The 25,084-nt window shown below is 60.7% G+C and carries 22 protein-coding genes and 1 pseudogene; 13 read left to right on the top strand and 10 right to left on the bottom strand.

What is annotated here, in order from left to right; all coding sequences use genetic code 11:
• Positions 1 to 97: 97 nt before the first annotated feature.
• The 4 genes from ACYZTY_RS18805 to qhpG are packed head-to-tail and all read left to right on the top strand — an operon-like array spanning position 98 to position 5,673.
• Positions 98 to 2,002: a sigma-54-dependent Fis family transcriptional regulator gene (locus ACYZTY_RS18805; protein WP_461954979.1), complete on the top strand. Its 1,905-nt coding sequence runs from the start codon at positions 98 to 100 to the stop codon at positions 2,000 to 2,002.
• Entirely contained in the window at positions 2,002 to 3,720 is a 1,719-nt protein-coding gene (locus ACYZTY_RS18800) for an ABC transporter ATP-binding protein (RefSeq protein ID WP_461954978.1), read from the top strand. Before ACYZTY_RS18805 ends, ACYZTY_RS18800 begins: the two co-directional genes overlap by 1 nt.
• A complete protein-coding gene (qhpE, locus tag ACYZTY_RS18795) occupies positions 3,710 to 4,387 on the top strand; it encodes a subtilisin-like serine protease QhpE (protein WP_461954977.1) in 678 nt (225 codons plus the stop codon). The genes ACYZTY_RS18800 and qhpE overlap by 11 nt, the downstream gene beginning before the upstream one ends.
• Positions 4,384 to 5,673 carry a flavin-dependent monooxygenase QhpG gene (gene qhpG, locus ACYZTY_RS18790; protein ID WP_461954976.1) on the top strand — a complete coding sequence of 430 codons (1,290 nt, stop codon included), beginning with the start codon at positions 4,384 to 4,386 and terminating at the stop codon, positions 5,671 to 5,673. The genes qhpE and qhpG overlap by 4 nt, the downstream gene beginning before the upstream one ends.
• 112 nt (positions 5,674 to 5,785) lie before the next feature.
• On the opposite strand, the gene ACYZTY_RS18785 is transcribed toward qhpG, so the two are convergent.
• Complete coding sequence (locus ACYZTY_RS18785; RefSeq protein WP_461954975.1) at positions 5,786 to 7,276, bottom strand: aldehyde dehydrogenase family protein; 1,491 nt, start codon at positions 7,274 to 7,276, stop codon at positions 5,786 to 5,788.
• Positions 7,277 to 7,560: 284 nt separating this feature from the next.
• On the opposite strand from ACYZTY_RS18785, the gene ACYZTY_RS18780 reads away from it, so the two are divergent.
• A complete protein-coding gene (locus ACYZTY_RS18780) occupies positions 7,561 to 7,815 on the top strand; it encodes a DUF1652 domain-containing protein (protein WP_461954974.1) in 255 nt (84 codons plus the stop codon).
• Positions 7,816 to 7,863: 48 nt separating this feature from the next.
• On the opposite strand, the gene ACYZTY_RS18775 is transcribed toward ACYZTY_RS18780, so the two are convergent.
• Entirely contained in the window at positions 7,864 to 8,220 is a 357-nt protein-coding gene (locus ACYZTY_RS18775) for a hypothetical protein (RefSeq protein WP_461954973.1), read from the bottom strand.
• A 343-nt stretch (positions 8,221 to 8,563) separates the two neighbouring features.
• Here ACYZTY_RS18775 and peaA point away from each other — a divergent pair, with 343 nt between their 5' ends.
• The 4 genes from peaA to peaD all read left to right on the top strand — a co-directional run bounded on the left by peaA (position 8,564) and on the right by peaD (position 13,123).
• Positions 8,564 to 10,144, top strand: a complete 1,581-nt coding sequence (peaA, locus tag ACYZTY_RS18770) for a quinohemoprotein amine dehydrogenase subunit alpha (protein ID WP_461954972.1) — start codon at positions 8,564 to 8,566, stop codon at positions 10,142 to 10,144.
• A gap of 81 nt (positions 10,145 to 10,225) precedes the next feature.
• Positions 10,226 to 11,656 (top strand): quinohemoprotein amine dehydrogenase maturation protein, encoded by a 1,431-nt coding sequence (gene peaB / locus ACYZTY_RS18765; protein WP_461954971.1) that lies wholly within the window; start codon positions 10,226 to 10,228, stop codon positions 11,654 to 11,656.
• A gap of 1 nt (position 11,657) precedes the next feature.
• On the top strand, positions 11,658 to 11,981 hold the full coding sequence (gene qhpC, locus ACYZTY_RS18760) for a quinohemoprotein amine dehydrogenase subunit gamma (RefSeq protein ID WP_008027961.1): 324 nt from the start codon (positions 11,658 to 11,660) through the stop codon (positions 11,979 to 11,981).
• Positions 11,982 to 12,004: 23 nt separating this feature from the next.
• Positions 12,005 to 13,123, top strand: coding sequence for a quinohemoprotein amine dehydrogenase subunit beta (gene peaD, locus ACYZTY_RS18755; RefSeq protein ID WP_461954970.1), 1,119 nt, complete (start codon positions 12,005 to 12,007; stop codon positions 13,121 to 13,123).
• Positions 13,124 to 13,262: 139 nt separating this feature from the next.
• On the opposite strand, the gene ACYZTY_RS18750 is transcribed toward peaD, so the two are convergent.
• Entirely contained in the window at positions 13,263 to 13,667 is a 405-nt protein-coding gene (locus ACYZTY_RS18750; RefSeq protein WP_461954969.1) for a lysozyme inhibitor LprI family protein, read from the bottom strand.
• A gap of 270 nt (positions 13,668 to 13,937) precedes the next feature.
• On the opposite strand from ACYZTY_RS18750, the gene ACYZTY_RS18745 reads away from it, so the two are divergent.
• Both ACYZTY_RS18745 and ACYZTY_RS18740 read left to right on the top strand, forming a co-directional pair.
• Complete coding sequence (locus ACYZTY_RS18745; protein ID WP_461954968.1) at positions 13,938 to 14,426, top strand: SRPBCC family protein; 489 nt, start codon at positions 13,938 to 13,940, stop codon at positions 14,424 to 14,426.
• A gap of 7 nt (positions 14,427 to 14,433) precedes the next feature.
• The gene (locus tag ACYZTY_RS18740) at positions 14,434 to 15,234 is read left to right on the top strand and encodes an aminoglycoside phosphotransferase family protein (protein WP_461954967.1); all 801 of its coding nucleotides are present in this window, start codon (positions 14,434 to 14,436) and stop codon (positions 15,232 to 15,234) included.
• A 706-nt stretch (positions 15,235 to 15,940) separates the two neighbouring features.
• On the opposite strand, the gene inhA is transcribed toward ACYZTY_RS18740, so the two are convergent.
• Positions 15,941 to 16,618, bottom strand: coding sequence for an isonitrile hydratase (inhA, locus tag ACYZTY_RS18735; RefSeq protein WP_461954966.1), 678 nt, complete (start codon positions 16,616 to 16,618; stop codon positions 15,941 to 15,943).
• Positions 16,619 to 16,706: 88 nt separating this feature from the next.
• Between inhA and ACYZTY_RS18730 the strand changes: the two genes are divergently transcribed.
• Complete coding sequence (locus ACYZTY_RS18730; protein WP_461954965.1) at positions 16,707 to 17,690, top strand: GlxA family transcriptional regulator; 984 nt, start codon at positions 16,707 to 16,709, stop codon at positions 17,688 to 17,690.
• Here ACYZTY_RS18730 and ACYZTY_RS18725 read toward each other — a convergent pair.
• The 6 genes and pseudogenes from ACYZTY_RS18725 to idi all read right to left on the bottom strand — a co-directional run bounded on the left by ACYZTY_RS18725 (position 17,659) and on the right by idi (position 23,563).
• Positions 17,659 to 18,561 (bottom strand): alpha/beta fold hydrolase, encoded by a 903-nt coding sequence (locus ACYZTY_RS18725; RefSeq protein ID WP_461954964.1) that lies wholly within the window; start codon positions 18,559 to 18,561, stop codon positions 17,659 to 17,661. The genes ACYZTY_RS18730 and ACYZTY_RS18725 overlap by 32 nt on opposite strands.
• Positions 18,562 to 18,621: 60 nt before the next feature.
• Positions 18,622 to 19,011, bottom strand: a complete 390-nt coding sequence (locus ACYZTY_RS18720; protein ID WP_461954963.1) for a hypothetical protein — start codon at positions 19,009 to 19,011, stop codon at positions 18,622 to 18,624.
• 462 nt (positions 19,012 to 19,473) lie between these two features.
• Positions 19,474 to 21,300, bottom strand: coding sequence for a glycoside hydrolase family 15 protein (locus ACYZTY_RS18715; protein WP_461954962.1), 1,827 nt, complete (start codon positions 21,298 to 21,300; stop codon positions 19,474 to 19,476).
• A pseudogene (locus tag ACYZTY_RS18710) lies at positions 21,293 to 21,823 on the bottom strand (SDR family oxidoreductase). Before ACYZTY_RS18710 ends, ACYZTY_RS18715 begins: the two are co-directional and overlap by 8 nt.
• 108 nt (positions 21,824 to 21,931) lie before the next feature.
• Positions 21,932 to 22,885 carry a terpene synthase family protein gene (locus tag ACYZTY_RS18705; protein ID WP_461954961.1) on the bottom strand — a complete coding sequence of 318 codons (954 nt, stop codon included), beginning with the start codon at positions 22,883 to 22,885 and terminating at the stop codon, positions 21,932 to 21,934.
• A gap of 102 nt (positions 22,886 to 22,987) precedes the next feature.
• Entirely contained in the window at positions 22,988 to 23,563 is a 576-nt protein-coding gene (gene idi, locus ACYZTY_RS18700; RefSeq protein ID WP_461954960.1) for an isopentenyl-diphosphate Delta-isomerase, read from the bottom strand.
• A gap of 282 nt (positions 23,564 to 23,845) precedes the next feature.
• Between idi and ACYZTY_RS18695 the strand changes: the two genes are divergently transcribed.
• Positions 23,846 to 25,018, top strand: coding sequence for an MFS transporter (locus tag ACYZTY_RS18695; RefSeq protein WP_461954959.1), 1,173 nt, complete (start codon positions 23,846 to 23,848; stop codon positions 25,016 to 25,018).
• Positions 25,019 to 25,084 lie beyond the last annotated feature (66 nt).

The following is a 25,084-nucleotide window of genomic DNA, read 5'->3' as shown; positions in this document are numbered from 1 at the left end:
GATGAAACACACTTGCCATCGCCCTGACGTTAACGTAAAGATTGCGCCAGGGCGCTGAATTAAAAAAAGCGCAAAGCGGACCGATCCGGAGCGCTTGATGACGCTAATAAAAACAACTCCTCTCAAGCTGCACCGCGAAGCCCGGCTGGCCCGGGAAAAGCTCCATCTCGAGGGCGAAGTCCCCGATGGCGTGCTGCGGGCGGAAATCGATGCGTCGTGGCGGCGCAGTCTCAGCCATGGCGTGCATTTCAACGCCAAGCACGAACTGACGCTGGAATCGAGCGCGGGTCTCGACGTGCTGCTGGCGAGCAATCGCCTGCTGATCGATGCCGCATTGCCGGCGATCGATTACCTGGCCGAACGCCAAGGCAAGGAAGGCCTGATTATCCTGGCCAATTCCGACGCCACCATTCTTGCCGTCGAAGGTCGGGCTGACCGCCTCAAGGGCAGCGGGCTGCAAGACATCACCCTCGGCGCCTGCTGGAGCGAAGCCGCACGCGGCACCAACGCACTGGGCACCGCTCTGGTGGAAGCCCGGCCAACGATGATCGATTGCGGCGAGCATTACCTCGACCGTCTCAGTGATTTTTCCTGCACGTCGGTGCCGATCCATTGCCCCCAAGGCGACATCCTCGGCGTCCTCGACCTGACCCGCGAAGGCCCCCTCGGCCGCGTTCATGACAGCACCGCGTTGCTGGCCATGGCCGTCAGCCAGATCGAAAGCCGCGTGTTCAACGCCAGCTATCCGGACGAAATCGTCCTCGCCTTCCACAGCCGTCGGCAATACCTCGAATCCCCTTGGCAGGGCCTGTTGGCAGTGAGCCTCGGCGGACAGATTCTCGCGGTCAGCGCCCAGGCCTGTCAGTTGCTGCGTGCCGAGCGCTCGGCGTTGGTCGGTCGACGTTGCGAAGAGTTTCTGGGTGTCGATGGCCTGCAACTGCTGTCGCGTCTGCATCAGGGAGGCGTGGGCAGTTTGCAGACCGCCAAAGGCGAATTCTTCTACAAAACCCTGCGGGTGCCGCAGCGTTCGATCAACGTCAGCACGCCGCCGCGCAGCACCGCGAAAACCGCCAAACCACAACCGGATCTCGAATCCCTGGCCGGCAGCAATGTCCGTTACGCCCGGGCCTTGCGCATGGCCCGCCAAGGTCTGGCCAATGAATTGCCCGTGTTGCTGCTCGGTGAAACGGGCACCGGTAAAGAAGTCATCGCCCGTGCCCTGCACATGGCCGGAACCCGCTGCGACAAACCCTTTGTCGCGGTGAACTGCGCGGCGATCCCCGAAGGCCTGATCGAGTCAGAACTGTTCGGCTACCGCGAAGGCGCCTTCACCGGCTCACGTCGTGGCGGCATGATCGGGCGACTGCAACAGGCCCACGGCGGCACGTTGTTCCTCGACGAAATCGGCGACATGCCGTTGGCTTTGCAAGCCCGTCTGCTGCGCGTGTTGCAGGACCGTAAAGTCGCACCGCTGGGGGCCGGCGAGGAACAAGACATCGACGTCGCGCTGATCTGCGCCACCCATCGCGACCTCAAGCGCCTGGTGGAAGAAAAGCACTTCCGTGAAGACCTGTTCTACCGGGTCAACGGCATCAGCGTGATGCTCCCAGCCCTGCGCGAGCGTGACGATTTCAGTGGCCTGGTCAGCCGATTGCTGGCCAGGCTCGATGCACCGACCGTCGTCTTGCACGACGATCTGAGCCGCTTGCTCGACGGCTACCATTGGCCGGGCAACATCCGCCAACTGGAAATGGTTCTGCGCACCGCGTTGGCCATGCGTGAGCCCGGGGACACGGTGCTCACCCTCGACCACTTGCCCGACAGCATGCTCGACGAACTGACCGCTACTGAACGCCCAGCGTCGGGCAGCATTCGCGAAAACGAACTGGAGCTGATTCGCCAGTCCCTGGACAGCCATCAGGGCAACGTCTCGGCCGCCGCCGACGCCTTGGGCATCAGCCGCGCGACCCTGTATCGCAAGCTCAAACAGTTGCGCTCGTGATGCAGCGCTTGATCGTTCGGCTGATCGACAGCCAGAACCCTGAAGCCCTGCAAGCGGCGTTGCGTTGGCTTTACAGCTTTGTGCGCCCGCATCGGTTGGCGATCGCCGGGCTGCTCGGTCTGTCGGTCTGCGCCTCGTCGCTGGTGCTGGTGCAACCGTGGCTGACCAAGCTGCTGATTGACGATGGTTTGCTGGCGAAAAACTTTCCGATGCTGGTGCTGATTGCCGGGTTGATGATTCTCGCCGGACTGCTGGGCACGGCGCTGTCGGGGATCAATCGCTATCTGCACACACGGTTGTCCGGGCGGATTCTGTTCTCGCTGCGTGACGACCTTTATCGACATCTGCAAACCCTGTCGCCGAGTTTTTACGGGCAGCGGCGGATCGGTGATTTGATGTCGCGCCTGGATGGCGATGTCGCGGAGATCCAGCGCTTCGCTGTGGATTCGCTGTTCTCTGCGGTATCCAGCGTCATTGGTCTGGTGGTTGCCGTGGCCATGCTGTTGACCCTGTCGTGGAAACTCTCGCTGCTGGCGCTGGTGCTGATTCCCCTCGACGTGCTCTGGCTGCGCTGGATGCGGCGCAAGGTCGAACGCGATGTGCGGCAGTTGCGCGAGCGTTCGGCGGACATGTCATCGTTCATGGTCGAGACGTTGCCGGTGATGAAATTCATCCAGTCTGCCGGCCAGCAACAACGTGAATCGCGGCGGCTGGAAACGCTCGGTCAAGGCTATATGAGCCAGTTGCTGCGCCTGCAAGTCACCGAGTTTTTCACCCAGGCGGTGCCCGGCACGCTGACGTCATTGTCCCGGGCCTGCGCGTTTTTGATTGGTGGGTATTGGGTGGTGCAGGGGACCTGGCAACTGGGCGCGCTGATCGCGTTTTCCACGTATCTGGGGATGGCGGTCGGACCGGTTCAGAGCTTGCTCGGGCTCTATGTTGCGATTCAGCGCATGACCGTCAGCCTGGGGCGGGTGATGGAATTGCGCGGGGAAGAACCGACCGTTCTCACACCCGTTGAACCCAAACCGATGCCGACGTCCGGCGAGCTGCGTTTCGACGACGTGCACTTCAGCCATCCCGGTCGCCCAACCACTTTGCGCGGCATCGAAGCGCGAATTCCCTATGGCTTGAAAGTCGCCCTGAGCGGCGGTTCCGGGGTCGGTAAATCGACCCTGATCGACCTGCTGCAACGGCATCACGATCCTCAATCCGGCCGCGTTTTGTTGGGAGAGGTCGACCTGCGGGAGCTGGACCTGTTCCAGCTGCGCCGGCGGATTGCCGTGGTCAGTCAGGACATCGTGTTGTTTCGCGGGAGCCTCGCTGACAACCTCGCCTACGCCGTGCCGGACGCCAGCCGCGAAGCGATTGCCGAAGTCGCACGGCTGGCGCAACTCGACAGCCTGATCGAGTCGTTGCCTGAAGGTCTCGACAGCCCGCTGGGCGAACGTGGCCAGCAACTCTCCGGCGGGCAGAAACAGCGCATCGCCATCGCCCGCGCGTTGTTGCAGGATCCGCTGATACTGGTGCTGGACGAAGCGACCTCGGCGGTGGATGAAGCCACCGAGCGCGAAGTGATCGAGGCCATCGACCGACTGTTTGCCGGGCGTACGCGGATCCTGATCAGCCATCGCCCCTCGACCCTTGCGGATGCCGATTTGCGCTTTGAATTGCTCGACGGCGTGCTCACTTCAAAAACGGTGCTGCATGAAGCCTGAGTTGCGGATCGGCGTGGTCGACAGCGGACATTCGGCGGCGCAACGGGTGCAGGTGATCGCGGGGCGGCGCTTTTCGCTGCTGGAGGATGGCCTGGCCGAAAGCGACTTGCGCGATGACCCGCTCGGCCATGGCAGCGCGGTGATCGAGGCCATCGGACGACGGGCGCCTGCGGCAGTGTTTTGCGTGGGGCAGGTATTCGATCAGCGCGGCGTCACCAGCGCCTTGCAGATCGCCACCGCCATCGACTGGCTGGTGGCGCAGGACGTTCGGTTGATCAATTTGAGCCTCGGTTTGCGTCAGGATCGAAGCCTGTTGCGCGAAGCCTGCGCAGCGGCGGTGGCGCGAGGCATTTTGCTGTGTGCCTCCAGCCCGGCGCAGGGCGAGGGCGTGTTTCCGGCGAATTATCCTCAGGTGCTGCGAGTCACTGGCGATGCCCGTTGCGCCGAGCATGAGTGGTCGTGGCTCAACAGTGCCCAGGCCGATTTCGCGGCGTGCGTGCATGGGACCTATCCGGGGCAGTCTGGGGCAAGTCTTGGGTGCGCGGCTTTGAGCGGGCACATTGCGAGCTTCCTGGTTGCCCACCCCCAAGCCAGCAACGAACACGTCATCGAATGGCTGCGCGAGCACGCCCGTTATCGCGGCCCTGAACGGCGCTTCGGGCCATGATTGTGATTCTTGGCGCCGGTCCCGCAGGGGCGGCGGTCGCCCTGGGTTTGCGACGGCTCGGCTATGCGGTGACGCTGGTCAGCGAGTGGCGGCGGTTTGCGGCACTGGAAGGCGTCTCGATTCGGGTGCTGGAGGCCTTGCGCGGTGCGGGGCTGCACCAGGCGCTGGCGGATGCGGCGTTGCCTTCCCAGCGGCAGGTGTCGTGGAACGGTCAGCAGCATGCGCAAAATATCGAATTTCTTTTGGACCGTCCGAGCTTCGACCGAGGCTTGCGCGAAGACCTGCGACTGGCAGGCGTTGAATTGATCGAAGGCCGGGTGCTGACCGTCCAGACTTCCTCCTCGGGGCACAGGGTCGAGATTGAAGGGCGCGATGCGCTGAACGCGGATTTCCTGGTGGAAGCCCGTGGACGCCAGGCGCCTGCGCTTGGCAAGGGCCTGCGCGGGCCTGAGACGGTCAGCCTGCTCAATCGTTGGCAAGGCACGCCGGGCAGCACGGCCAGCGCGGTGGAAAGCCTTGAGGACGGCTGGGCCTGGATGGCGCGGCGGGCCGACGGTCAGTGTTATTGGCAATGGACGGTAGACGTGGCCAGCGCCGAGTTGCCGGGCAAGGCGACGTTGCTGGATTACTGTCGCGCGCGACGTCAGGGCTCGGCCTTGGCGCGTGAGTTTTTCGGAGCCGGGCCTGAGATCGATCTGCAGCTGCATGCGCGCAGCAGCACGGCGATTCTGTGTCCGCAGGTGTGTGGCGATGACTGGATTCGGGTCGGCGATGCCGCGATGGCGGTGGATCCGCTGTCGGGCAACGGGATTTTTCAGTCGCTGTCTTCCGCGTTACAGGCGCCCACGGTGATCAACACATTGTTGCGTAAACCGGAACGCGCGGCGTTGGCCCAGCGCTTTCATCAGCAGCGGGTGGAGCAGCTGTTTTTGCGCTTTGCGCGGATCGGTCGGGATTTTTATGCCGATGAGCAGCGTTGGCTGGAGCAGCCGTTCTGGCAGGCGCGACGGCGCTGGCCGGATGCTGAGGTTGCTCATGCCGAGGCGGATTTTGCAGCGTTGAGGATTGAGCGGGCGCCGGTGCTGAAGGATGGTTTTGTGGGTGAAGCCGAGGTGGTGATCACGGCGGATCAGCCGCTGGGGATCTGGCATGTGCAAGGGGTTGAGCTGGCGCCGTTGGTGCGGCGGTTGCGGACCGAGTCGGCCGAGCAGGCGTTGGCCGGGTTGACGGTGGAGCAGGGGCGGGTGGTCCGGGGTTGGTTGTTGGCCCAGGGGTTCAAACCTTGAATGTTTGGTGACTGGTCTGGCCTCTTCGCGGGCAAGCCTCGCTCCTACAGAGGGCTGCGTAATCCTGTAGGAGCGAGGCTTGCCCGCGAAGGGGGCCTAAAGGACGCCGCGATTACAACTTGATCAACACCGACTTCAACTCGGTGTAATGCTCAATCGCCGCATACCCCATTTCCCGCCCAACCCCCGACATCTTGTACCCGCCAAATGGCAGCGCCGGGTCCAGGGCGCTGTGGCAATTGACCCACACTGATCCTGACTTGATCCGCGGGATCATCCGGTGCACCGCCGCCAGATCGTTCGACCAGATACTCGCGCCCAGCCCGTAAGGACTGTCATTGGCCATGCGCAACGCATCGGCTTCATCGTCGAATGGAATCGCCACCAGCACCGGGCCGAAGATCTCCTCCTGCACCAGTGAATGCTTCTGATCGACATCGACAATCACCGTCGGTTTGACGAAGAACCCCGGCCCGAACTGCTCGCCGCCGCAGGCGATGGTAGCGCCACTTTCCCGGCCCTTTTCGATGTAACCGTAAACCCGTTCCTGCTGCCGCGCCGAGATCAGCGGCCCCATCTCGACACTCGGGTCCAGCCCGTTGCCGAGCTTCATGGCGTTGGCAATGTCGGCGATGTCCGCCACCACATTGTCGAAATGCTTGCGCTGCACGTACAGCCTGGAACCTGCGCAGCACACCTGGCCCTGATTGAAGAAAATCGCGCTGGCGGCTCCGGCTGCGGCGGTTTTCAGGTCGGCATCGGCCATGACGATGGTCGGCGATTTGCCGCCCAGTTCCAGGGTGACCCGGGTCATCGACTCCATGGCGATCTTGCCGATCTGCTTGCCCACGGCGGTGGAACCGGTGAAGGTCAGCTTGTCCACCAGCGGGTTGTGGGTCAGCGCCGAGCCTGCGGTGATGCCGGTGCCGGTGACCACGTTGAACACACCCTCGGGATAGCCGGCTTCCAGCACCAGTTCGGCGAGTTTCAGGGCGGTCAGGGGAGTTTCGTCGGCGGGTTTGAGCACCACGGTGCAACCGGTGGCCAGTGCAGGGCCAAGTTTCCAGCAGGCCAGCAGCAGCGGGAAGTTCCAGGCGACGATGGCGCCGACCACGCCCACCGCTTCGCGGCGGATGAAGCTGTGGAACTGATCGTTGGGCATCAGCGGCAACGACACTTCAACGCTGGAACCCTCGATCTTGGTTGCCCAGCCCGCCATGTAGCGCAGAAAATCGATGGACAGTTGCACGTCCATCACCTGGGCCACCGCCGCGCTTTTGCCGTTGTTCAGGCATTCCAGTTGCGCCAGCAGTTCGGCGTCGCGTTCCATCAGATCGGCGAGCTTCCACAACAGGTTCTGCCGCTCCCGTGGGCGAGTGCGGGTCCAGGCCGAATCATCGAAGGCCTGACGAGCGGCGAGCACGGCGCGGTCGACATCCTCGGGCGTGGCCCTCGGGACGACGCACAACACTTCACCGGTGGCCGGGTTGTGCAGGGGCATGGTCTGGCCATCGGCGGCCTCGACCCAGTCACCGCCGATGAGCATGCGCGGGGCGCGCTGGATGAAGGCGCAAGTGTCGGGAAGCAGATAGGGGAGGGGCATGGCGAGACCTCTTGTTGTTCGTGAAAACGTGGCTTTCTTAACGGCTGGCAATGGCTGTGCCAAGTCCCTGCAAAGGCAGGAACGCCCTTGGTCGGCGGGGTTTTGGGACGCTAAACGGCAAGGCGGACGCTGTGGCGCTGTTGCAAATTGCGACAACCATGAGACGACGAGCGACCCGCTTGCGGCCTTGAGGCACTCAGTGTTCAGGACTAGAATTTTCAGGCTAGGTGGGTGATATGAAGGAGCATTTACCCGGCCACACATCTGGCGTAAGGGAGGTAACGATGTTCCTTTCAACCCTGGAAATTAAAAACATCATTGAACACAGCATGCTGCCCGGCGTCTGCACATGCAGCGTGGAGGCGGACCAGACGCTGACGATTCGGGTCTGTGATTGCATGACTGGCAAAGTAGATTTGGTGGCGACCCATGTTCCGCTATGGGAACTGGACAGCCCCCATGCGATCGCCTCGCTGGTGGCGGACATGCGGCTGGAAATCGAAGCTCACAAAGGCATTCAGCCGACGTCCTATAGCTGAAGTGGCGGCACGCCGCATCACCGAAGTGGTGCGGCTCACGCCGACGTTTTATTCGGATATTTTCCGCGAAATCTCTTCGAACGTGTCGCCATCTACGGCGGCCAACAACTTTTTGTCATCTTTGAGCGTCGCCAGGAAGGTCACCTCGGTTTCCCTGCCGGCCAGCATGAACCCGGCAATCGCGCCGATAGGCCCCAACAGCATCGCGCCCGCTACGCCGAAGCCGATGGCGTCCTTGATGTTGTTGATCGATTCCTCGTTGGCGACTTCCACGCGCTTGAACGATGAGAGCGGGAGGGTGATGCCGGGCCACGGGTGAAGCGACGTTCTAAGGGTAAAAACGCCGTCTCGGTACTCTCCATCACCCTGCAGAAAGTCCCCCGCCAGGACAGTGATGCTTGCCATTTTGTTATCCCTCGTGGCAATCGGTGAACACCCATTTCGCACCCGCCTGCAACGGTCGTCAATCGTCGGGCGATGAACTGTTCCGGGCGGGGCATCTATGCTTGTCTCAGGTTGCAACACCTGTCGCGATATTAGACGCAGGTGAACGCGTCCAGACGCGATCCGCAGGCCTTGTCTTCGCATAACTGCTTGATAAAAAAGGTTATCGGCAAGCTGGCACGCTCCGTGTATTGCTCATCGCAGACGTTTCTCTTGCCTCCGTCAGCGCTGCGCCGCCGACGGCAGAAACCATAAAAACGATAAGCCACAAAAATAAGAAAGCACCGTGCGAGGTTCGACGTTGATGAAGAGAAGACTCCGATCAGGCCTGAGCGCCAGTCTGTTGGCCGTGGCCGCCTGTGTGGCGCTGCATTCGCCTGACAGCCTGGCAGCCCGCGACGCCCAGACCATCCTCAAGGAAACCTGCCAGGGCTGTCACACCCCCGAAGCCGACAATGCCCTGAGCCGCATCAGCCACCAGCGCAAAACCCCGGAAGGCTGGCTGATGAGCATCGCCCGGATGCAGACCATGCACGGTTTGCAGATCAGCGATGACGACCGCCGCACCCTGGTCAAATACCTGGCCGACACCCAGGGCCTGGCGCCGAGCGAGACCGATGGCGTGCGGTATGCGCTGGAGCGTCGACTCAATACCGTCGAGAAGTTCGACGACCAGACCAGTCAGATGTGCGGCCGCTGCCACTCCGGTGCGCGGGTTGCCCTGCAACGGCGTCCGGCCCAGGAATGGGAGCGTCTGGTGAACTTCCACCTCGGCCAATGGCCGTCCCTGGAATACCAGGCCCTGTCTCGCGACCGTGACTGGTTCGACCTGGCTCGAAAAGACATGGTGCCGCTGTTGGCCAAGCGTTATCCGCTGGACAACCCGGCCTGGAAAAAATGGCTGAGCAGCGCGCCGAAAGCCCAAGCGCTGGTGGGCGACTGGAGCTTCAGCGGCCACTTGCCGGGTAAAGGCGAACTGGCTGGCGTGATGAGCGTCACCGCCGATGGCAGCGACACCTTCAAGGTCAGCGTCAAAGGCCAATACGCCGACGGCAGCTCGTTCAATGGCGACGGCAGCGCGATTCTCTACACCGGTTACGAATGGCGCGGCAACGTGACCATCAACGGCGTGACCATGCGGCAGGTGTTCGCCGCTCAAGGCAATGCGATGCAGGGTCGGATGTTCGAAGCCGAGCATGACGAGCGCGGTCTGGACTTTGTCGCGGCCAAGCAGGGCAGCAGCCGTTTGCTGGCGGTTCAACCGGGTTATCTGAAGGCGGGCGCCGAGACCGAAGTCAGCTTGATCGGCAGCGGTCTCACCGGTAAACCGAACTTCGGCAAAGGCGTGGAAGTGGTCGAAGTCATCGAGCGAAGCCCTGATCGTATCAAGGTCAAACTCAAGGCCGCTGCCAACGCTCAACCAGGCTTGCGCAACGTCACCGTTGGCACGCTGAAAGGCCCGACCCTGTCGGTCTACAGCAAAATCGCCGAGGTCAAAGTCGTGCCCGAGTTCTCGGTGGCCCGCGTCGGTGACGGCGGTGGTTCGACGCCGAAAGTCCAGGGCCGTTTCGATGCCGAAGCCTGGGGCAAGGGCGTTGACGGCAAGCCGTATCGCATCGGCGTATTCCCGGCGCAGTGGTCGGTCGAAGCCTTCGACGATCGCGCCAAGGAAGACGAGGACGTCAAGTTCGCCGGCACCATGCAGGCCGACAGCGGCGTGTTCACACCGGGCGATGCCGGGCCGAACCCGCAACGCAAAATGTCCACCAACAATGCCGGCAACCTCAAGGTGATCGCCGCCGTCGACGACGCAGGGAAATCCCTGACCGGCGAGGGCCACATGATCGTCACCGTGCAACGCTGGAACAATCCACCCATTCCATGAGTTGGCTGAAACCACAGGCCTCAGACACTATTTCGGAATGACCGCAGGCCCCGTCAAACGGGGTTTGCACAGGAGGTTGCAATGGGCGCTATTTTGAATCTGGTTGAGCGGAACCTGCACGAAGTGCACGTCGATGCCGACCGCATGCTGTTTCACATTCCCAGCAGTTCGCTGTTCGCCAGCGATGAGCTGACTGGGACCATCATCGATACGCTGCGCGGTCCCGGCTGTTCGTCGGACGACCTGATCCAGCGTTTGGCTTCGCGTTTCAACGGCGAGGAAATCACCGAGACCCTGCGTGAGTTGATGTCCCTGGAGCTGGTCAGCGACGGCTCGCCGCTGACCCCGGACATCGGCACCAAACGGGTCGAGCGCACCGCGATCAACACCGTGGTGCTCAACGTCAACACCGGCTGCAACTTGAGCTGCACCTATTGCTACAAGGAAGACCTCGACAAGCCGTCGGCCGGCAAGAAGATGGACGTCGAAACGGCGATCGCGTCGGTGGAAATGCTGCTGCGCGAATCGCCGGATGAAGAGCGTTTCACCGTGGTGTTCTTCGGTGGCGAACCGTTGAGCAATCGCAAGCTCATCGAGTACATGGTCGACTATTGCGAGAAGCGTTTCCGCGAGGCGGGCAAGTTCGTCGAGTTCGTCATGACCACCAATGCCACGCTGCTCACCGAAGAGACCGTGGACTACCTCAATGCCCACCGTTTCGGGCTATCGGTGAGTATCGACGGACCGAAAACCGTGCATGACCGCAACCGCATCACCGTGGGCGGGCAGGGCACGTATGACGTGGTGCGGCGCAAGGCCGAGATGCTGCTGTCGCGCTACAACAGCCGTCCGGTGGGCGCTCGGGTCACGCTGACCACCGGCGTCACTGATGTCGAAACCATTTGGGATCACCTGTTCAACGAACTGGGTTTTGCCGAAGTCGGCTTTGCCCCGGTGACCTCCGGCGACATCAGCACCTTCAACCTGTCCAGCGACGAACTGATTGAAGTCTTCGCCAACATGAAGAAGCTCGGTCGGCGTTATCTGGAGGCGGCGCTGGAACACCGCAACATCGGTTTCTCCAACCTGCACCAGCTGATCACCGACATCCACGAAGGCCACAAAAAAGCCCTGCCCTGTGGCGCTGGCCTGAAGATGCTGGCGGTGGATCACAAGGGCGAATTGAACCTGTGCCATCGCTTTACCGGTTCGAGCCTGCCGACTTTCGGCAACGTCCACAGCGGAGTGAAACAGGTGGAGTTGAACGACTTCCTGTCCCAGCGTCTGGACCGCACCAACACCGGTTGCGAGGACTGCCAGATCCGCAATCTCTGCTCCGGCGGCTGCTACCACGAGAGCTACGCCCGTTACGGCGACCCGACCCACCCGACCTATCACTACTGCGAACTGATGCGTGACTGGGTCGACTTCGGCATCGAGGTCTACACCCGGATCATGGCCCACAACCCTGCGTTTATCAGCAGCTACATCACTCCGCGCAAGGCTCACTGATATGAAACATCTCAAGGCAATCAATAACAAAGCGTTGAAACTCGATGAGGCCGCGGCCGAAAACCGTATCGAAGAAGTGGTGGCGATGAGCTCTGTTGCGGGCTGCGCTTCGACCACTGACCCGGGTTGGGAAATCGATGCGTTTGGCGGTGTGTCGTCGCTGTGCCAGCCGATGGAAGCCGATTTGTATGGCTGCTCTGACCCGTGCTGGTGGCCGGCTCAGGTGCCCGACATGATGAGCACCTACCCGGACTGGAACAAGGATGCCCAGGCGTCCAACGACAACTGGCGCAACCTCGGGACTGTCTTTCCAAAAGACAAGTGATCGGATTTCAGAAGGATTCCAGCATGCACAGCATCAAAGCCTGCGGCCTGGCCGCATTCGCCACCCTGAGCGTCTGTTCGCTCACTGTTCTGGCCGATGAGAACACTGCTCTGCAAGAAGGTCACGAGTACATGGTGACCACCAATTACCCGAATAACCTGCACGTCATCGACCTGGCCACCGACACGGTGCTCAAGACTTGCAAGATGCCGGACGCCTTCGGCCCCGGCACCGTGCAGCTGTCGCCGGATCGCAAGACCGCTTACGTGCTGAACAATCACTACGCCGATGTCTATGGCGTCGAACTCGACAGCTGCAAGCAGGTGTTCCACGCCAGCATCACCCAGAAGCCGGGGGAAAAAGCGAAGTCGATGTTCGCCTTCACCCTCAGCCACGACGGCAAGGAACTGTTCGCCATCGCCAACCCGACATTGATGCGGAGCGACCGTTACGAAGTGCAGCAACCCCGGCTCGATGTGTACGCCACCGACGCCGGTATGGACGCCAAACCCGTGCGCAGTTTCCCGGCGCCGCGGCAACTGACGATCATGCAAAGCGGTGACGACGGCACGCTGTACGTGGCGGGGGCGGATGTCTACAAGGTCGATGTGAAGACCGGAAAGTTCGATGTACTGATCCCCAGTCGTCACTGGAAACGGGCGAACTACAGCGCGCCGGACGTGCTTTACGTGTGGAACCAGCAGACCTATCGCCATGACTTCTCGCTGCTCTACACCGCCGCGAAATTCAAGGACAAAAAGCAGGACCCAGCGACGGCCGAGTACCTGTATGGACTGTTCAGCATCGACCTGAAAACCGGCAAGACCGAAACCATCGACTTCGGTCCTCTGACGGAAATCTACTTCAGTGGCATGCGCTCGCCCAAGGATCCGAACCTGATGTTCGGCGTGCTCAACCGCTTGGCCAAGTACGACATCAAGGAAAAGAAAATGCTCCAGGCGGCAACGCTGGATCACTCCTACTACTGCATTTCCTTCAATAAGGATGGCAGCAAGATTTATCTGGCGGGGACGTTTAATGATGTGGCGATCTTTGATCCCGAAAGCATGAAGCAGATCGGCAACATCAAATTGCCGGGTGGGGATATGGCGATCACGACGGCGCAGATATTTGTCCGGTAATCGCGGCGCCTGTTCTGACGCCATCGCGAGCAGGCTCACTCCCACAGTGGATCTTCAGTGTGATCACTATTGTGTGAACAACCCTGAACCCTGTAGGAGCGAGCCTGCTCGCGATGAGGCCCTGAGAGGCGCTAGAGAATCAAGCCCCAGGCACCGGGCAACTCATATCCCCTTCCTGACACTTCAAATAATTCTTGAAAGTCTCCACCCGTGCCTTGGTCAATTCCGTCACGCAGTTGCTGTAGACCAGCGGATACACACTCCCGCCTTCCACCGCAGACGCCGAAAACTTGCACTCGGCATCCCGAAACGCAATCCAAGTGCGCTGCGCCCCCAGCAGCAGTTTTTTGCTGTCCGGATTGCTCTTCAAACGGTTGGTGATCTGCTGGTAAAGCGCATTCAGTTCCTTATCCGCCGCCTTGTGCTGCTGCTGCGCCGCGCACTGATTCATCGTGGCCTGGTCAGTGGCGTTGTCGCAGTCCGCCGCGTGAACAACGGTGGAGAACAGCAAAGGTGTCAGCGCCAGAAGGAGGCGTGGATTCATAGGGATTCTCACTGTGACGGAAAAGTTGGGATGCAGTGTAGCGAAGAGGGTGGTCAACCAATAACGAAGTCAGGTGCAACCGCTTTAGCCATGGGGCTTGCCTGTGTCAACAGTCCCGCGCTTTACCACGCATTCGTCAGCGAGCCAGAACTTACCACTGCAAATGCAGCCGAATGTTTCAGACATGCTTGATAACAACTCCCCATTGATACAACTTTAGGGTTGGACTTGTGGTCTTACAGGCCTACTGTTCAGTACAGGAGGTGACTTATGAACCCAGCATCAGATCGCATCGAAAGGAAAATCCTGCTCAAATCGCCGCGCTCGCACGTCTGGCGCGTGCTGGCCAACGCCGAAGCCTTCGGGCAGTGGTTTGGCGTGGCGCTGGAGGGCAAGCGCTTTGTCGCCGGTGAATGGACGCAAGGTCAGATTACCTACCCGGGTTATGAGCACTTGCTATGGAATGTGCTGGTGGAGCGGGTCGAGCCTGAGCGGGTGTTTTCGTTTCGCTGGCACCCGTATGCGATTGAGCCCGAAATCGACTACTCCCAGGAACCCACGACTCTGGTGAAATTCGAGCTCGAAGACATGGATGAAGGCACTTTGTTGAAAGTCACTGAGTCCGGTTTTGATCACATCCCGCAAACCCGTAGGCTCAAGGCGTTCCGCATGGACAGCCGTGGCTGGGATGAGCAGATGAGCAATATCGAACAGTTTCTTGCAGAAACAGACAAGGCTCGCAAGCTTCAGGCTGAGTAAAAGCTGCATGTTTAAACCTTGGTTGAAACGCTGGGCCCTGGTGCCGGACGGCGAACCGATCATCACCCCCGGCAGTCGTTTGCTGCCGGTTCGGATGGGGGATTCGCCGGCCATGTTGAAGGTCGCTGTCGATGCCGAGGAAAGGTTCGGCAATCTGCTGATGACCTGGTGGGACGGCGAGGGCGCTGCGCGGGTTTACGCTCATCACGGCGATGCGTTGGTGCTGGAACGTGCCGAGGGCGAACGATCGCTGATGCACATGGCGCTTAACGGCCAGGATGACGAGGCCAGCCAGATCTTGTGTGCGGCGCTGGCTCGTTTGCACGCACCGCGTCCATCATCGCCACCACCGCTGGTTCCCTTATCTTCATGGTTCGCTTCGTTACGCCTGGCGGCCGAGCAGCAGGGCGGCACTTACTTGCTCAGCCTGAAAACCGCCGAAGCGTTGCTCGCCGAACCGCAGGACGTGGTGGTTTTGCATGGCGATATGCATCACGACAACGTTCTGGATTTCGGCCCGCGAGGCTGGCTGGCTATCGATCCCAAGCGGGTGATCGGCGAGCGCGGATTCGACTACGCCAACCTGATCTGCAATCCCGAGTTGCCGACGGCGAATGATCCGCAGCGATTCCGAAGGCAAATCGAAGTCGTGGCGCAAGCCGCAGGGCTCGAGCGTCGGCGGCTGCTGCAATGGGTGTTGGCGTTTGCCGGTTTGTCGGCGGCATGGTTTCTCGAGGATAACGATGACCCGGCAGCGCAAGGTCAGCTGCAGGCCGCTGAACTCGCGGCTTCCCTGCTGGTTGCCTGACGCGCCTAAGGGTTTTCGGAAGGGCGGGTATAGCGAATGTCTTACACGCGATGGTAGCTATGTCGTCTATTGCACATTGGATCCGAAGCGTAATCTAGCCTCATCAACTGAAGCACAGGAAGTGCTCCAGGATCACGGACGATCGACCATTAGCAAGGATTCGCTGCCGACAGGGAGTCGATATGGTCTTGGGAAAACCCGCTTCGGCGGGTTTTTTTTCGTCTACTGAAAACTGCGGTCCCTTGTAGCAGCTTCTTGATGTGTCAATCGATGAATTGCAGACATGGCGCGAAGTGTCGGTCTCCACCGATTTTTAAGCCTAAATACGGTCCGTAGCAGCTGCCGAGCCTGCGAGGCTGCGTTCGGCGACGAAGTCGTCGTGAAATCAGCCCCCGCGATATGTCAGGAATACCTCATTTGCAGGGGTTACGACGACTGCGTCGCCGGACGCAGCCTCGCAGGCTCGACAGCTGCTACAAGGGTGGTGTTTCAGGCTCAAATGGTCAAAGGCTTACACCGGCTAACGGGTATGTCGTCTTTTGAAGCCTTGCCAATACATTTATTCTGGATCCATCAACTGAAGCACAGGGAGTGCTCAGGGTCACGGATGATCGGCCATTGGCCAGGACGGCTGCCGACAGGATGTCGAAAATGGTCTTGAGAAACCCGCTTAGGCGGGTTTTTTTTCGCCTGTCGAAAAGCACACCTACAGTTTCGCGGCCGCCCGTTCAGTGATCTGCGTGCGTTGCTGCAGCGATGGCGCCGCACGTCGATGAGCTTCTGCCAACACGCTCTGCGGTGCTGTTTCAGGGCTGCCTGCCTGGAACGGCGGTGCCGGGGCGTATTCCAGTTGTAACTGCACCAGTTGCGCCGTGTCTTTATCGAACAGCTCGGCCGCCAGGGTCAGGGCAAAATCGATCCCTGCGGTAATCCCGCCACCGGTCAGCAGATTGCCGTCGCGCACTACCCGATCCTTCACCGGGATTGCCCCCAACGGCGCCAACAATTCGTGATAAGCCCAGTGAGTGGTCGCGCGTTTGCCCTTCAGCAGACCGGCCGCGCCGAGCACCAGCGCCCCGGTACACACCGACGTGACATAACGCGCGTTGGCCGCCTGAGTCTTGATGAAGGCCAATGTTTGTTCATCCTCCATCAACGGGCCGACACCGCTGCCACCGGGAATGCAGATCACATCCAGCGCCGGGCAATCGTCGAAGGTGGTGGTCGGCTTCAGCACCAGCCCGGTGCTTGAAGTGACCGGCACCAGGTCCTTCCAGATCAGATGCACCTTCACGTCCGGCAGCGAGGCCAGCACGTCGTAGGGGCCGGTGAGGTCCAGTTGTTGAACCTGTGGAAACAATAGAAAACCGATCTGCAACGTCATGGTGTTTTTCTCATGAAGTGGGTGGACGCCTTCACTCTAGGCTCGTAGGATCTGGCGTATACGCCAATCACCCCACGAATTACGCCAAATGTCTAAAACCATCCATGTGCTCGCGTTCGCCAACGTGCAATTGCTCGATGTCACCGGACCGTTGCAGGTATTCGCTTCGGCTAACGATATCGCCCGCCAACAAGGCTTGCCGCCACCTTATGCCCCGACGGTGATTGTCAGCGATGGCGGGGCGGTGATGTCGTCGGCAGGGCTGGCGATGTTGGCCGAGCCGTTGCCGGAGCAAGGCAGCGACACCTTGATCATTGCCGGTGGCTGGGGTGTTTACGCGGCGGCGCAAGACCCGTCGTTGGTGAGTTGGGTGCGTGAGCATGCGACGGCGTGTCGTCGGGTGGCCTCGGTGTGCACCGGGGCATTTTTACTGGCGGCCAGTGGTTGGCTCGATGGTCGGCGGGTGGTGACTCACTGGACCCGCTGCGAGCAATTGGCGCAGAAACATCCCCGATTGCGGGTCGAACCCAACCCGATCTTTATCAACGACGGCCCGGTCTGGACCTCGGCCGGCGTCACGGCCGGCATCGATCTTTCGCTGGCGATGGTCGAAGAGGATCTCGGGCGCACGATGGCCCTGGAAGTCGCCCGGCAACTGGTGGTGTTCCTCAAGCGTCCGGGCGGTCAGTCGCAGTTCAGCGTGACCCTGTCTCTGCAAAAGGAAGGCAGCCGGTTCGACGACCTTCACGCCTGGATCAGTGAACATCTCACCATGGACCTTGGCATTCCGACCCTCGCCTTGCAGGCGGGCATGAGCGAACGCAGTTTCGTTCGCCATTACCGCGCCGACACCGGCCAGACCCCGGCCCGGGCTATTGAACTGATCCGGGTCGAGACAGCGCGACGCTTGCTCAGTGATACCGGTCTGCCAATCAAGCGGGTGGCGGTGCAGTGCGGGTTCGGCAGTGAGGAGACGCTTAGACGCAGTTTTCTGCGGGCCATGGGCGTGACGCCACAAGCCTATCGCGAGCGGTTTTTTGTCAGCGCTGAAGCAGATCCAGTAATGCCTTGAGTGTGGCTTCGGGTGCTTCTTCGGGAATGTTATGACCAACGCCCGCCAGCACTCGGCGCTCATAAAATCCAGTGAAATGCTCGATGTCGTCATCTATCTCCTCTGCCGGGCCGACGCCATCGTCAGCACCACACAGGGAAATCGTCGGCACGCTGATTGGCGGCTGTCGGGTCAGCGCTTGTTCCATCCACTCCAGCGCCGGATCGCCTGGCGTGTACATGAATCGGTGACGGTACGAGTGAATCACCACGTCGACGAAATCCGGGTTGTCGAAGGCCGGCGCGCTCAGCGGGTAGCGCTCAGGGCCTTTGGCCCAGGTCGGCGACCATAACTTCCAGAGTAATTCGCACAATGCCCGGCGATTTTTCGACAGGCCTTCGACCCCACGCTGGGTGTGAAAGTAATACTGATACCAGAGGCGATGTTCGGTTTCCGGGTCTCGCGGCTGGGTGGAGCCGGGAATATTCTGAAGGTTGTAGCCGTCGCCCGTCACCAGGCAACGAACCCGCTCCGGCCAAAGCGCCGCCACGATACACGCGGCGCGACCGCCCCAGTCGTAGCCGCAGAGGGCGGCTTTATGGATGGCCAGCGCGTCCATCAAATCCAGCAGATCCTGGGCGAGAGCGGCTTGCTGGCCGGAGCGCAGGGTGTCGGGGCTGTTGAAACGTGTCGGGCCGTAGCCGCGCAGGTACGGGACGATAACGCGGTAGCCCTTTGCCGCGAGGGTCGGGGCGATTTCGTCGTAGCCGCGCGGGGAGTAGGGGAAGCCGTGGAGGAGGATGACGGGGTCGCCGGTGGTGGGGCCGTGTTCTTCGTAGGCGACCGTCAAAACCGGGGTTTTGGCGTACTGGATCAACGCTTCATTGTTCATCGGACACTCCAGAGGTGTTTTTTGAAACGCATGATGCACATCGACCAGGGCGCCGCCGTCTCAGGCTTCCACTTCCGCCACTTGGTTGAAGTACTTCGACCGGTCGGGCGTAAAGGTCACCACCATCCTGGTCCGCGAACACGTCAACGCCCGCTCCTCATCAAGACCAACATCCAGATCCTCTCCACGCAAGCCCTGCCACTGGGCGAGGTATTTGAGTGATCCGTATTTTTCGAGTTTCTTCAGGCTGCGGCTGACGCCACCTTTCCAGCCCAACACCGGTAGTTCGCCGGCAAGGCAGCGTTGGGCGAGCTCGGGGAAACGGGTGGCGCGCTGGCGGCCGATTTCCCAGCATTTGATCAGGCCCTTGTCGTGGGCTTCCCACAATTCGTTGCGGTTCAGGCCTGAACGAAGTGGGGAGTCGATGGGGCGGTGGATGCGGTGGCTCATTCTGGTTCCTTGAAATCGGGTTTTATTGGGCAGCTCCGCTGCACCCGTTGAGCGTGGATGTTAGGGGGGGATGTAACGGCTGGCAACAAGGTATTTCCGGGTGTAGGACCACGGTGTAGCTTGGGTAAACAGCAAGTTCTGTTTGGATTTTGTAGGTGTCTGGCCTGTAAAAGCCTGTGGCGGGGTGTATTTGGCCAGGTAGACCGTGTTTAAGTTTTTGGCGGGCTAGCTTTGTTCCTACAAGTAGCGTCGTGAAAAGCGACGTTTTCGGCGCGTTTTGGCGGACAGTGGCTTCAGTTGATTCTCTGTTGAGACTGATGGCCTCTTCGCGGGCAAGTCGGATCGCCGCCCGCACGCTCCCACAGGGGGATTGTGTCGAACACGCTATTTGCGAACGATATAAAACCCTGTGGGAGCGTGCGGGCGGCGATCCGACTTGCCCGCGAAAGGGGCAACGCGGTCTCAAGGCTGCCAGTAATTCTTCTCCCCGCCCAATTTCCGATCCAGAAAACTCGCCGCGCTGATCAGCGCCAGGTGCGTCAGCGCTTGCGGCGTGTTGCCCAGATGCCGCGCATGGCTGTCGAATTCTTCGGCGTACAACCCCAGCGGGTTGGCGTACCTCAGCAACTGTTCGAACTCCAGATGGGCCTTTTCCACCTGACCCGCCCGGGCCAGGCATTCGACGTACCAGAACGAACACGCCGCGAATGCGCCTTCGGTGCCGTCGAGGCCGTCGATCTGGCTGTCTTCGTTGCGGTAGCGGTAGACCATGCCGTCGCGCACCAGGGTTTTCTGGATGGCTTCGAGGGTCGAGAGCCAGCGCGGGTCCTTGGCGCTGACGAAGCGCACCAGCGGCATCAGCAGCATCGAACCATCCAGCGCGGTGCCGCCGATGTGCTGCACGAAATGCCCGCGTTCTTCGTTCCAGAAGTTCTCCCATATGTCAGCGTAGATTGCTTGGCGTGTCTGGTCCCAACGGGCGAACGGGGCGGGCAGGGAACGTTTGGAGGCGAGGCGAATGGCCCGGTCCAGGGCGACCCAGCACATCAGCCGCGAGTGCAGGAAATGATGCTGCTCGCCGCGCATTTCCCAGATGCCCACGTCCTTTTGCTGCCAGGTTTCACAGACCTGATCCACGACTTCCACCGCGTGTTTCCAGCCCTCATGGGAGATGGCATCGCCGTACTTGTTGACCAGGTACACCGCGTCCATCAACTCGCCAAAGATGTCGAGCTGGACCTGATCGTAAGCCTGATTGCCGATCCGTACAGGTGTCGCGCCGCCATGGCCGGACAGATGCGAGAGCTCGGTTTCCGGCAGTTCCTGACGGCCGTCGATGGCATAAAGAATGTTGAGTTTCATCGGTTTGCCGTGGCAGTCGCTGACCCGCTCGCGCAGCCAGCGCATGTAATCATTGGCCTCCTGCACGAAGCCCAGGCGCATGAACGCGTAGACCGTGAACGAGGCGTCGCGGATCCAGGTGTAGCGGTAGTCCCAGTTGCGTTCGCCGTCGGGCGTTTCCGGCAGGCCGAACGTGGCGGCGGCGAGGATCGCGCCATGTTTGCGCGAGGTCAGCAGCTTCAGGGCCAGGGCCGAACGATTGACCATTTCCCGCCAGCGACCACGGTAATTGGATTGGCCGCTCCAGTCGCGCCAGAACTTCAGCGTGCGTTCCAGACACAACCCGGCGGCGCCTTCCTTGAAACGCGGGTCATCGATGCCGCCGAGGAGGAATTCGGCGCTCTCACCTTGCTTAAGGGTGAATTCGGCCACTGCCGCGCTGCCGTCAAGGCTCAAAACCTGGTCAGAAGACAGGCGCAGAGAAGGCTGGTCGTGGGCCTCGAAAGCCACGTCTTTTTCATCCATGCGCGCGCGAGTCTTGGCGCGAGCGTAGTCATGCCGCACGGCGCAACGCATGTGAAAGGTCGCCTGACCGCTGACCACCCGAACCCGGCGCATCAGCACCGGCAGATCATCTTCGCTGTCGCCGATCGGCAGCAGGTCGGTGACTTCAACCACGGCGCGGTCGCTGAGCCAGCGGGTTTGCAGCACGTTGGTATCGGGCAGGTAAATCTGTTCTCGACGCGCATCAGGCAAGTCCGGCGACAGTTGAAAAATACCGGCCTCGGGCGTGTCCAGCAGTGAGCAGAAGATCGACGGGCTGTCGAATTCCGGCCAGCAGAAAAAGTCCACGCTGCCCTTGTCGTTGACCAGCGCTGCACTGCGCATGTCGCCGATGATGCCGTGGGCGTCGATGGCGCTTTGTCGTTCGAGATGATGATCAGCCATTGCCGCGAAACTCCGGATAGAGGCTCATGCCGCCGTCGATGAACAGGGTCGTGCCGACGATGTAGTCGGAGGCATCGGAGGCGAGGAAGACCACCGCATTGGTGATGTCCTCGACTTCTCCGACCCGGCCGTAAGGAGTTTGAGTAGATCCTGCCGGTGGTCGCCCGAAGTGGCATCGCGATTGATCGCCGTGCGAATTGCTCCCGACGCGATGCCATTGATGCGGATGCGCTGGTGGCTGACTTCCTGGGCGAGGGTCTGCATCAGCATGTCCACGCCGCCCTTGGACGCGGCGTAATTGACGTGACCGGCCCAGGGAATCCGCTGGTGCACCGAACTCATGTGAATAATCTTGCCGGCAGCCCGGGACACGCCTTCGCGAATCCTCGGCGGGCGCGGGCTGGGAATTGTAGTTGATCACCACTGCCGCCCCAGCGGCGGCCAAAGCCTTGGCGGCGCCCGCGCCGATGCCGGAACTGGTGCCGGTGACGAGGGCGACTTGTTGGTCGAGAGAGATCAGCATGTACATGAGCGCCTTAAAGTGAGGGCCTAATCAGCTGACTGGTTTGTGGGGCGAAGAGTTCACCTTGGGCCTTCGCGTTCACGCCCATCGCTCTTCTGCAGTGAACATTTACGCGTAACGCCGAGTGTCGTTTTCGATCCAGTCCTGATACCCGCGCAGCCAATCCTGCATGGTCATGATGGAGTGGCAAATGCCGGGTGACGCATGGCTGCTTACGGATCGAGAGAGGCGGGAAAAGTGGCTGATTTCATCGCGTACCCGCTGCGCGACAACGTCGACACTCACCTGCAACGTATGCCCAAGAGCGGCGTGACAAGTCACCAGATTCCCGTGCGGGCCCGGTTCATGAAGCTCTTTGACCAGGCTTTGGATATCGTTACTCCAGCTGGCAATGTTGTTGGCATATAGCCGTAGTTGTTGCAGGTCGGCTCGAAAGTAGTCATCGGGCGACAGGGGGCTGTGGCTGGCAATGTCAGCCAGCACCATGCAGGCATCCACGCCGCTCGTATGGCGACGAAGGGTTTCGTGTTGGCGAGTGTCCACCGGTTGGCGGTGAATCTGATTGAGCAGCAGCAGGCTGCAGGTGCTTGTCCACATTCGCATGGACTGGGCAAATCGTTGGAACTGTTCACCGGACAGCTGCTGTTTCAGCCGTTGGCAGATATCCAGCCAAGCGACTTCCTGTGCAAGGGGGAGCGGACTCAGTTGATCCAGATCGAGTACGTCGATGATGGCGGTCAAGTGAGTGATCGCCGTCGGCGAAAAAGTACTGACGCGATCAACGAGATCATCGAAGAGGAAAAACCAGGCAAGGTAATCAGCGATGGTTTGTAGCAGCGTCGGTTCGGCGTGGGGATAGCAGCGTGCCGCAAGCCAGCCATATCGGGCTCTGGCGACCTTGGCGGCGCAGTGTTCGTGCGCAATGACCCCGTACTTGCGTAGCCAGGCGTTGGTTTGCTGTTCAATACTGGCCGCAAGGGGGGAGCAGTGACCAGGCCATGGCAACTCGAAGACCGGGATGTGCAACTCGGCAAGCTCTTCAGGGACGGTAGTGGTCGACATGATCGTCTCCTGAGACGGCTGACGAGATTTGCGGGGCAGGGGCTATACCGTCAATCAGCGGTGAGTCCAGTGTCCTGGTCAGTTCCAGCCGGGGGCTACTGGTCATGGCGGGTCTCTTTGTTGAGGAGCCGTCCGGAAACTCGCTTGTGCGAGGTCTTTCCAGGCGCTCAGCCCGGCAAGTCCGGCGTCCTCGACTATCCGACGGAACCAGACGGTGAATGTCTCGGGGGCGGCGGCGATGCAGGCGGGAAGCTCGGACAATGTTTGCCATTGCCAGTCATTGGCTTCTTCGGGATTGGCGACGGGTTCGCAATCGCAGGTCCCGACGAATATGTGGCCGTACTCGTACTCGATGAGCTGGTTTGAAACCGGCTCGCGGTAGATAAGGGTGAAGACTTTTCGCAACTGGCAGGTGATGCCCATTTCTTCGGACAAGCGGCGTTTTGCTGCGGCAGCGGTCCGTTCGCCCGGGCGGGGATGACCACAGCAGGTATTGCTCCATAAACCTTCGGAATGGTATTTGCCGAACGCGCGCTGTTGCAGCAGCAAACGGCCTTTGCTATCAAAAATGAAGATTGAGAAAGCGCGATGCAAGAGCCCCAGTTGATGGGCTTGCAGCTTCTCGGCGATGCCTTTTTTGCGGTTTTGTCGGTCGACCAGAATAAGAAATTCGTCCATAGCCAGACTCCATGGTGTCTTCGCTACCGGACCTTTACCGCTGACCAGACGACGTAGGGAAATTCAGACGTGTACCCGTATGAATCGAAATCTAGTCAAGGCTTTTACCCCCTGCAAATTTTTATTAGACCGTTTTCAATGTCTCGTTAAGGCGCCTGAGGGTGTGCCGACCTAAGAGTTTTGTACAAGGTTTGAGCGACGTTCACATTCAACCAACAAATACTCACTTTGCCCTCGATCAGCCTTATGGCAACTTGCACGCCCCAACTGAGACCTGACCTCATGGCCAACCCCTACCGCGACCTGTTCAAAGCCCCAGGCAGCAGCGCTTTTGTGCTGGCCGGCATGATCGCGCGGATGCCGATTTCCATGACCGGCATCGGCCTGATCACCATGCTCTCGCAACTGCAAGGCGGCTACGGTCTGGCCGGTGCGGTGGCGGCGACGTTTGCCTTGGCCACGGCGTTTTGTGCGCCGCAAGTCTCGCGGCTGGTGGATCGCTATGGCCAGAGCCGGGTTCTGCCGATCTCGGCGCTGATAGGCGGTGGGGCGTTGTTGCTGGTGTTGCTGTGCACCCGCTTGCAGGCGCCGAACTGGACGCTGTTTGTGTTCGCCGCGCTGGCCGGTTGCATGCCGAGCATGTCGGCGATGGTCCGGGCGCGCTGGACCGAGGTGTATCGCGGCGAGCCGGAACTGCAAACCGCCTATGCGCTGGAGTCGGTACTGGACGAAGTCTGCTTTATCGTCGGGCCGCCGCTGTCGGTGGGACTGTGCGTGGTGGCATTCCCCGAGGCCGGGCCGTTGGCGGCGTTGCTGATGCTGGCGATCGGGGTGACGGCGTTTGTGTTGCAACGCGACACTGAACCGGCGATTCACCCCCATGAAGAACACCATCAAGGCTCGATCATCCGTTCGCTCGACATTCAATTGCTGATGCTGTTGATGGTCGCCATGGGCACCATCGTTGGCGTGGTGGATGTGGTCAGCGTCGCCTTCGCTCAACAACAGGGCCAGCCGGCGGCGGCGAGCATTGTGCTGTCGGTGTATGCCATCGGTTCCTGCCTGGCGGGATTGGCGTTCGGGGCGTTGCGCTCGAAAGTGCCGCTGCCTCGATTGTTTCTGTATGGCGGGGTGGCGACGGCGGTGACCACGCTGCCGTTGCTGCTGGCAACGAACATTCTCGGGCTGTCGCTGGCGGTGTTTGTCGCGGGGCTGTTTTTTGCGCCGACGCTGATCGTGGCGATGGCGTTGGTGGAGCGCATCGTGCCGCCGGCCAAACTGACGGAAGGCCTGACGTGGCTGGTGACCGGGTTGAGCATTGGCGTGGCGATTGGTGCGGCGAGTTCGGGTTGGCTGATCGATGCATTTGGCGCGCGCAGCGGTTTCTGGGTGGCCATCGCTGCTGGCATCGTGGTCCTCGGTTCCGCAGTCCAAAGCTTCCGCCACTTGAAATAAAGAACCTCTGTAGGAGTGAGACCGGGGTATGTGTACGACTAATTCTTGGCGGCGCTCATCCGTTCT

This window comes from Pseudomonas sp. LB1P83 (assembly GCF_054897885.1).
The sequence above is the reverse complement of the archived record's forward strand: the minus strand, read 5'-3'. Positions and strand labels throughout refer to the sequence as shown.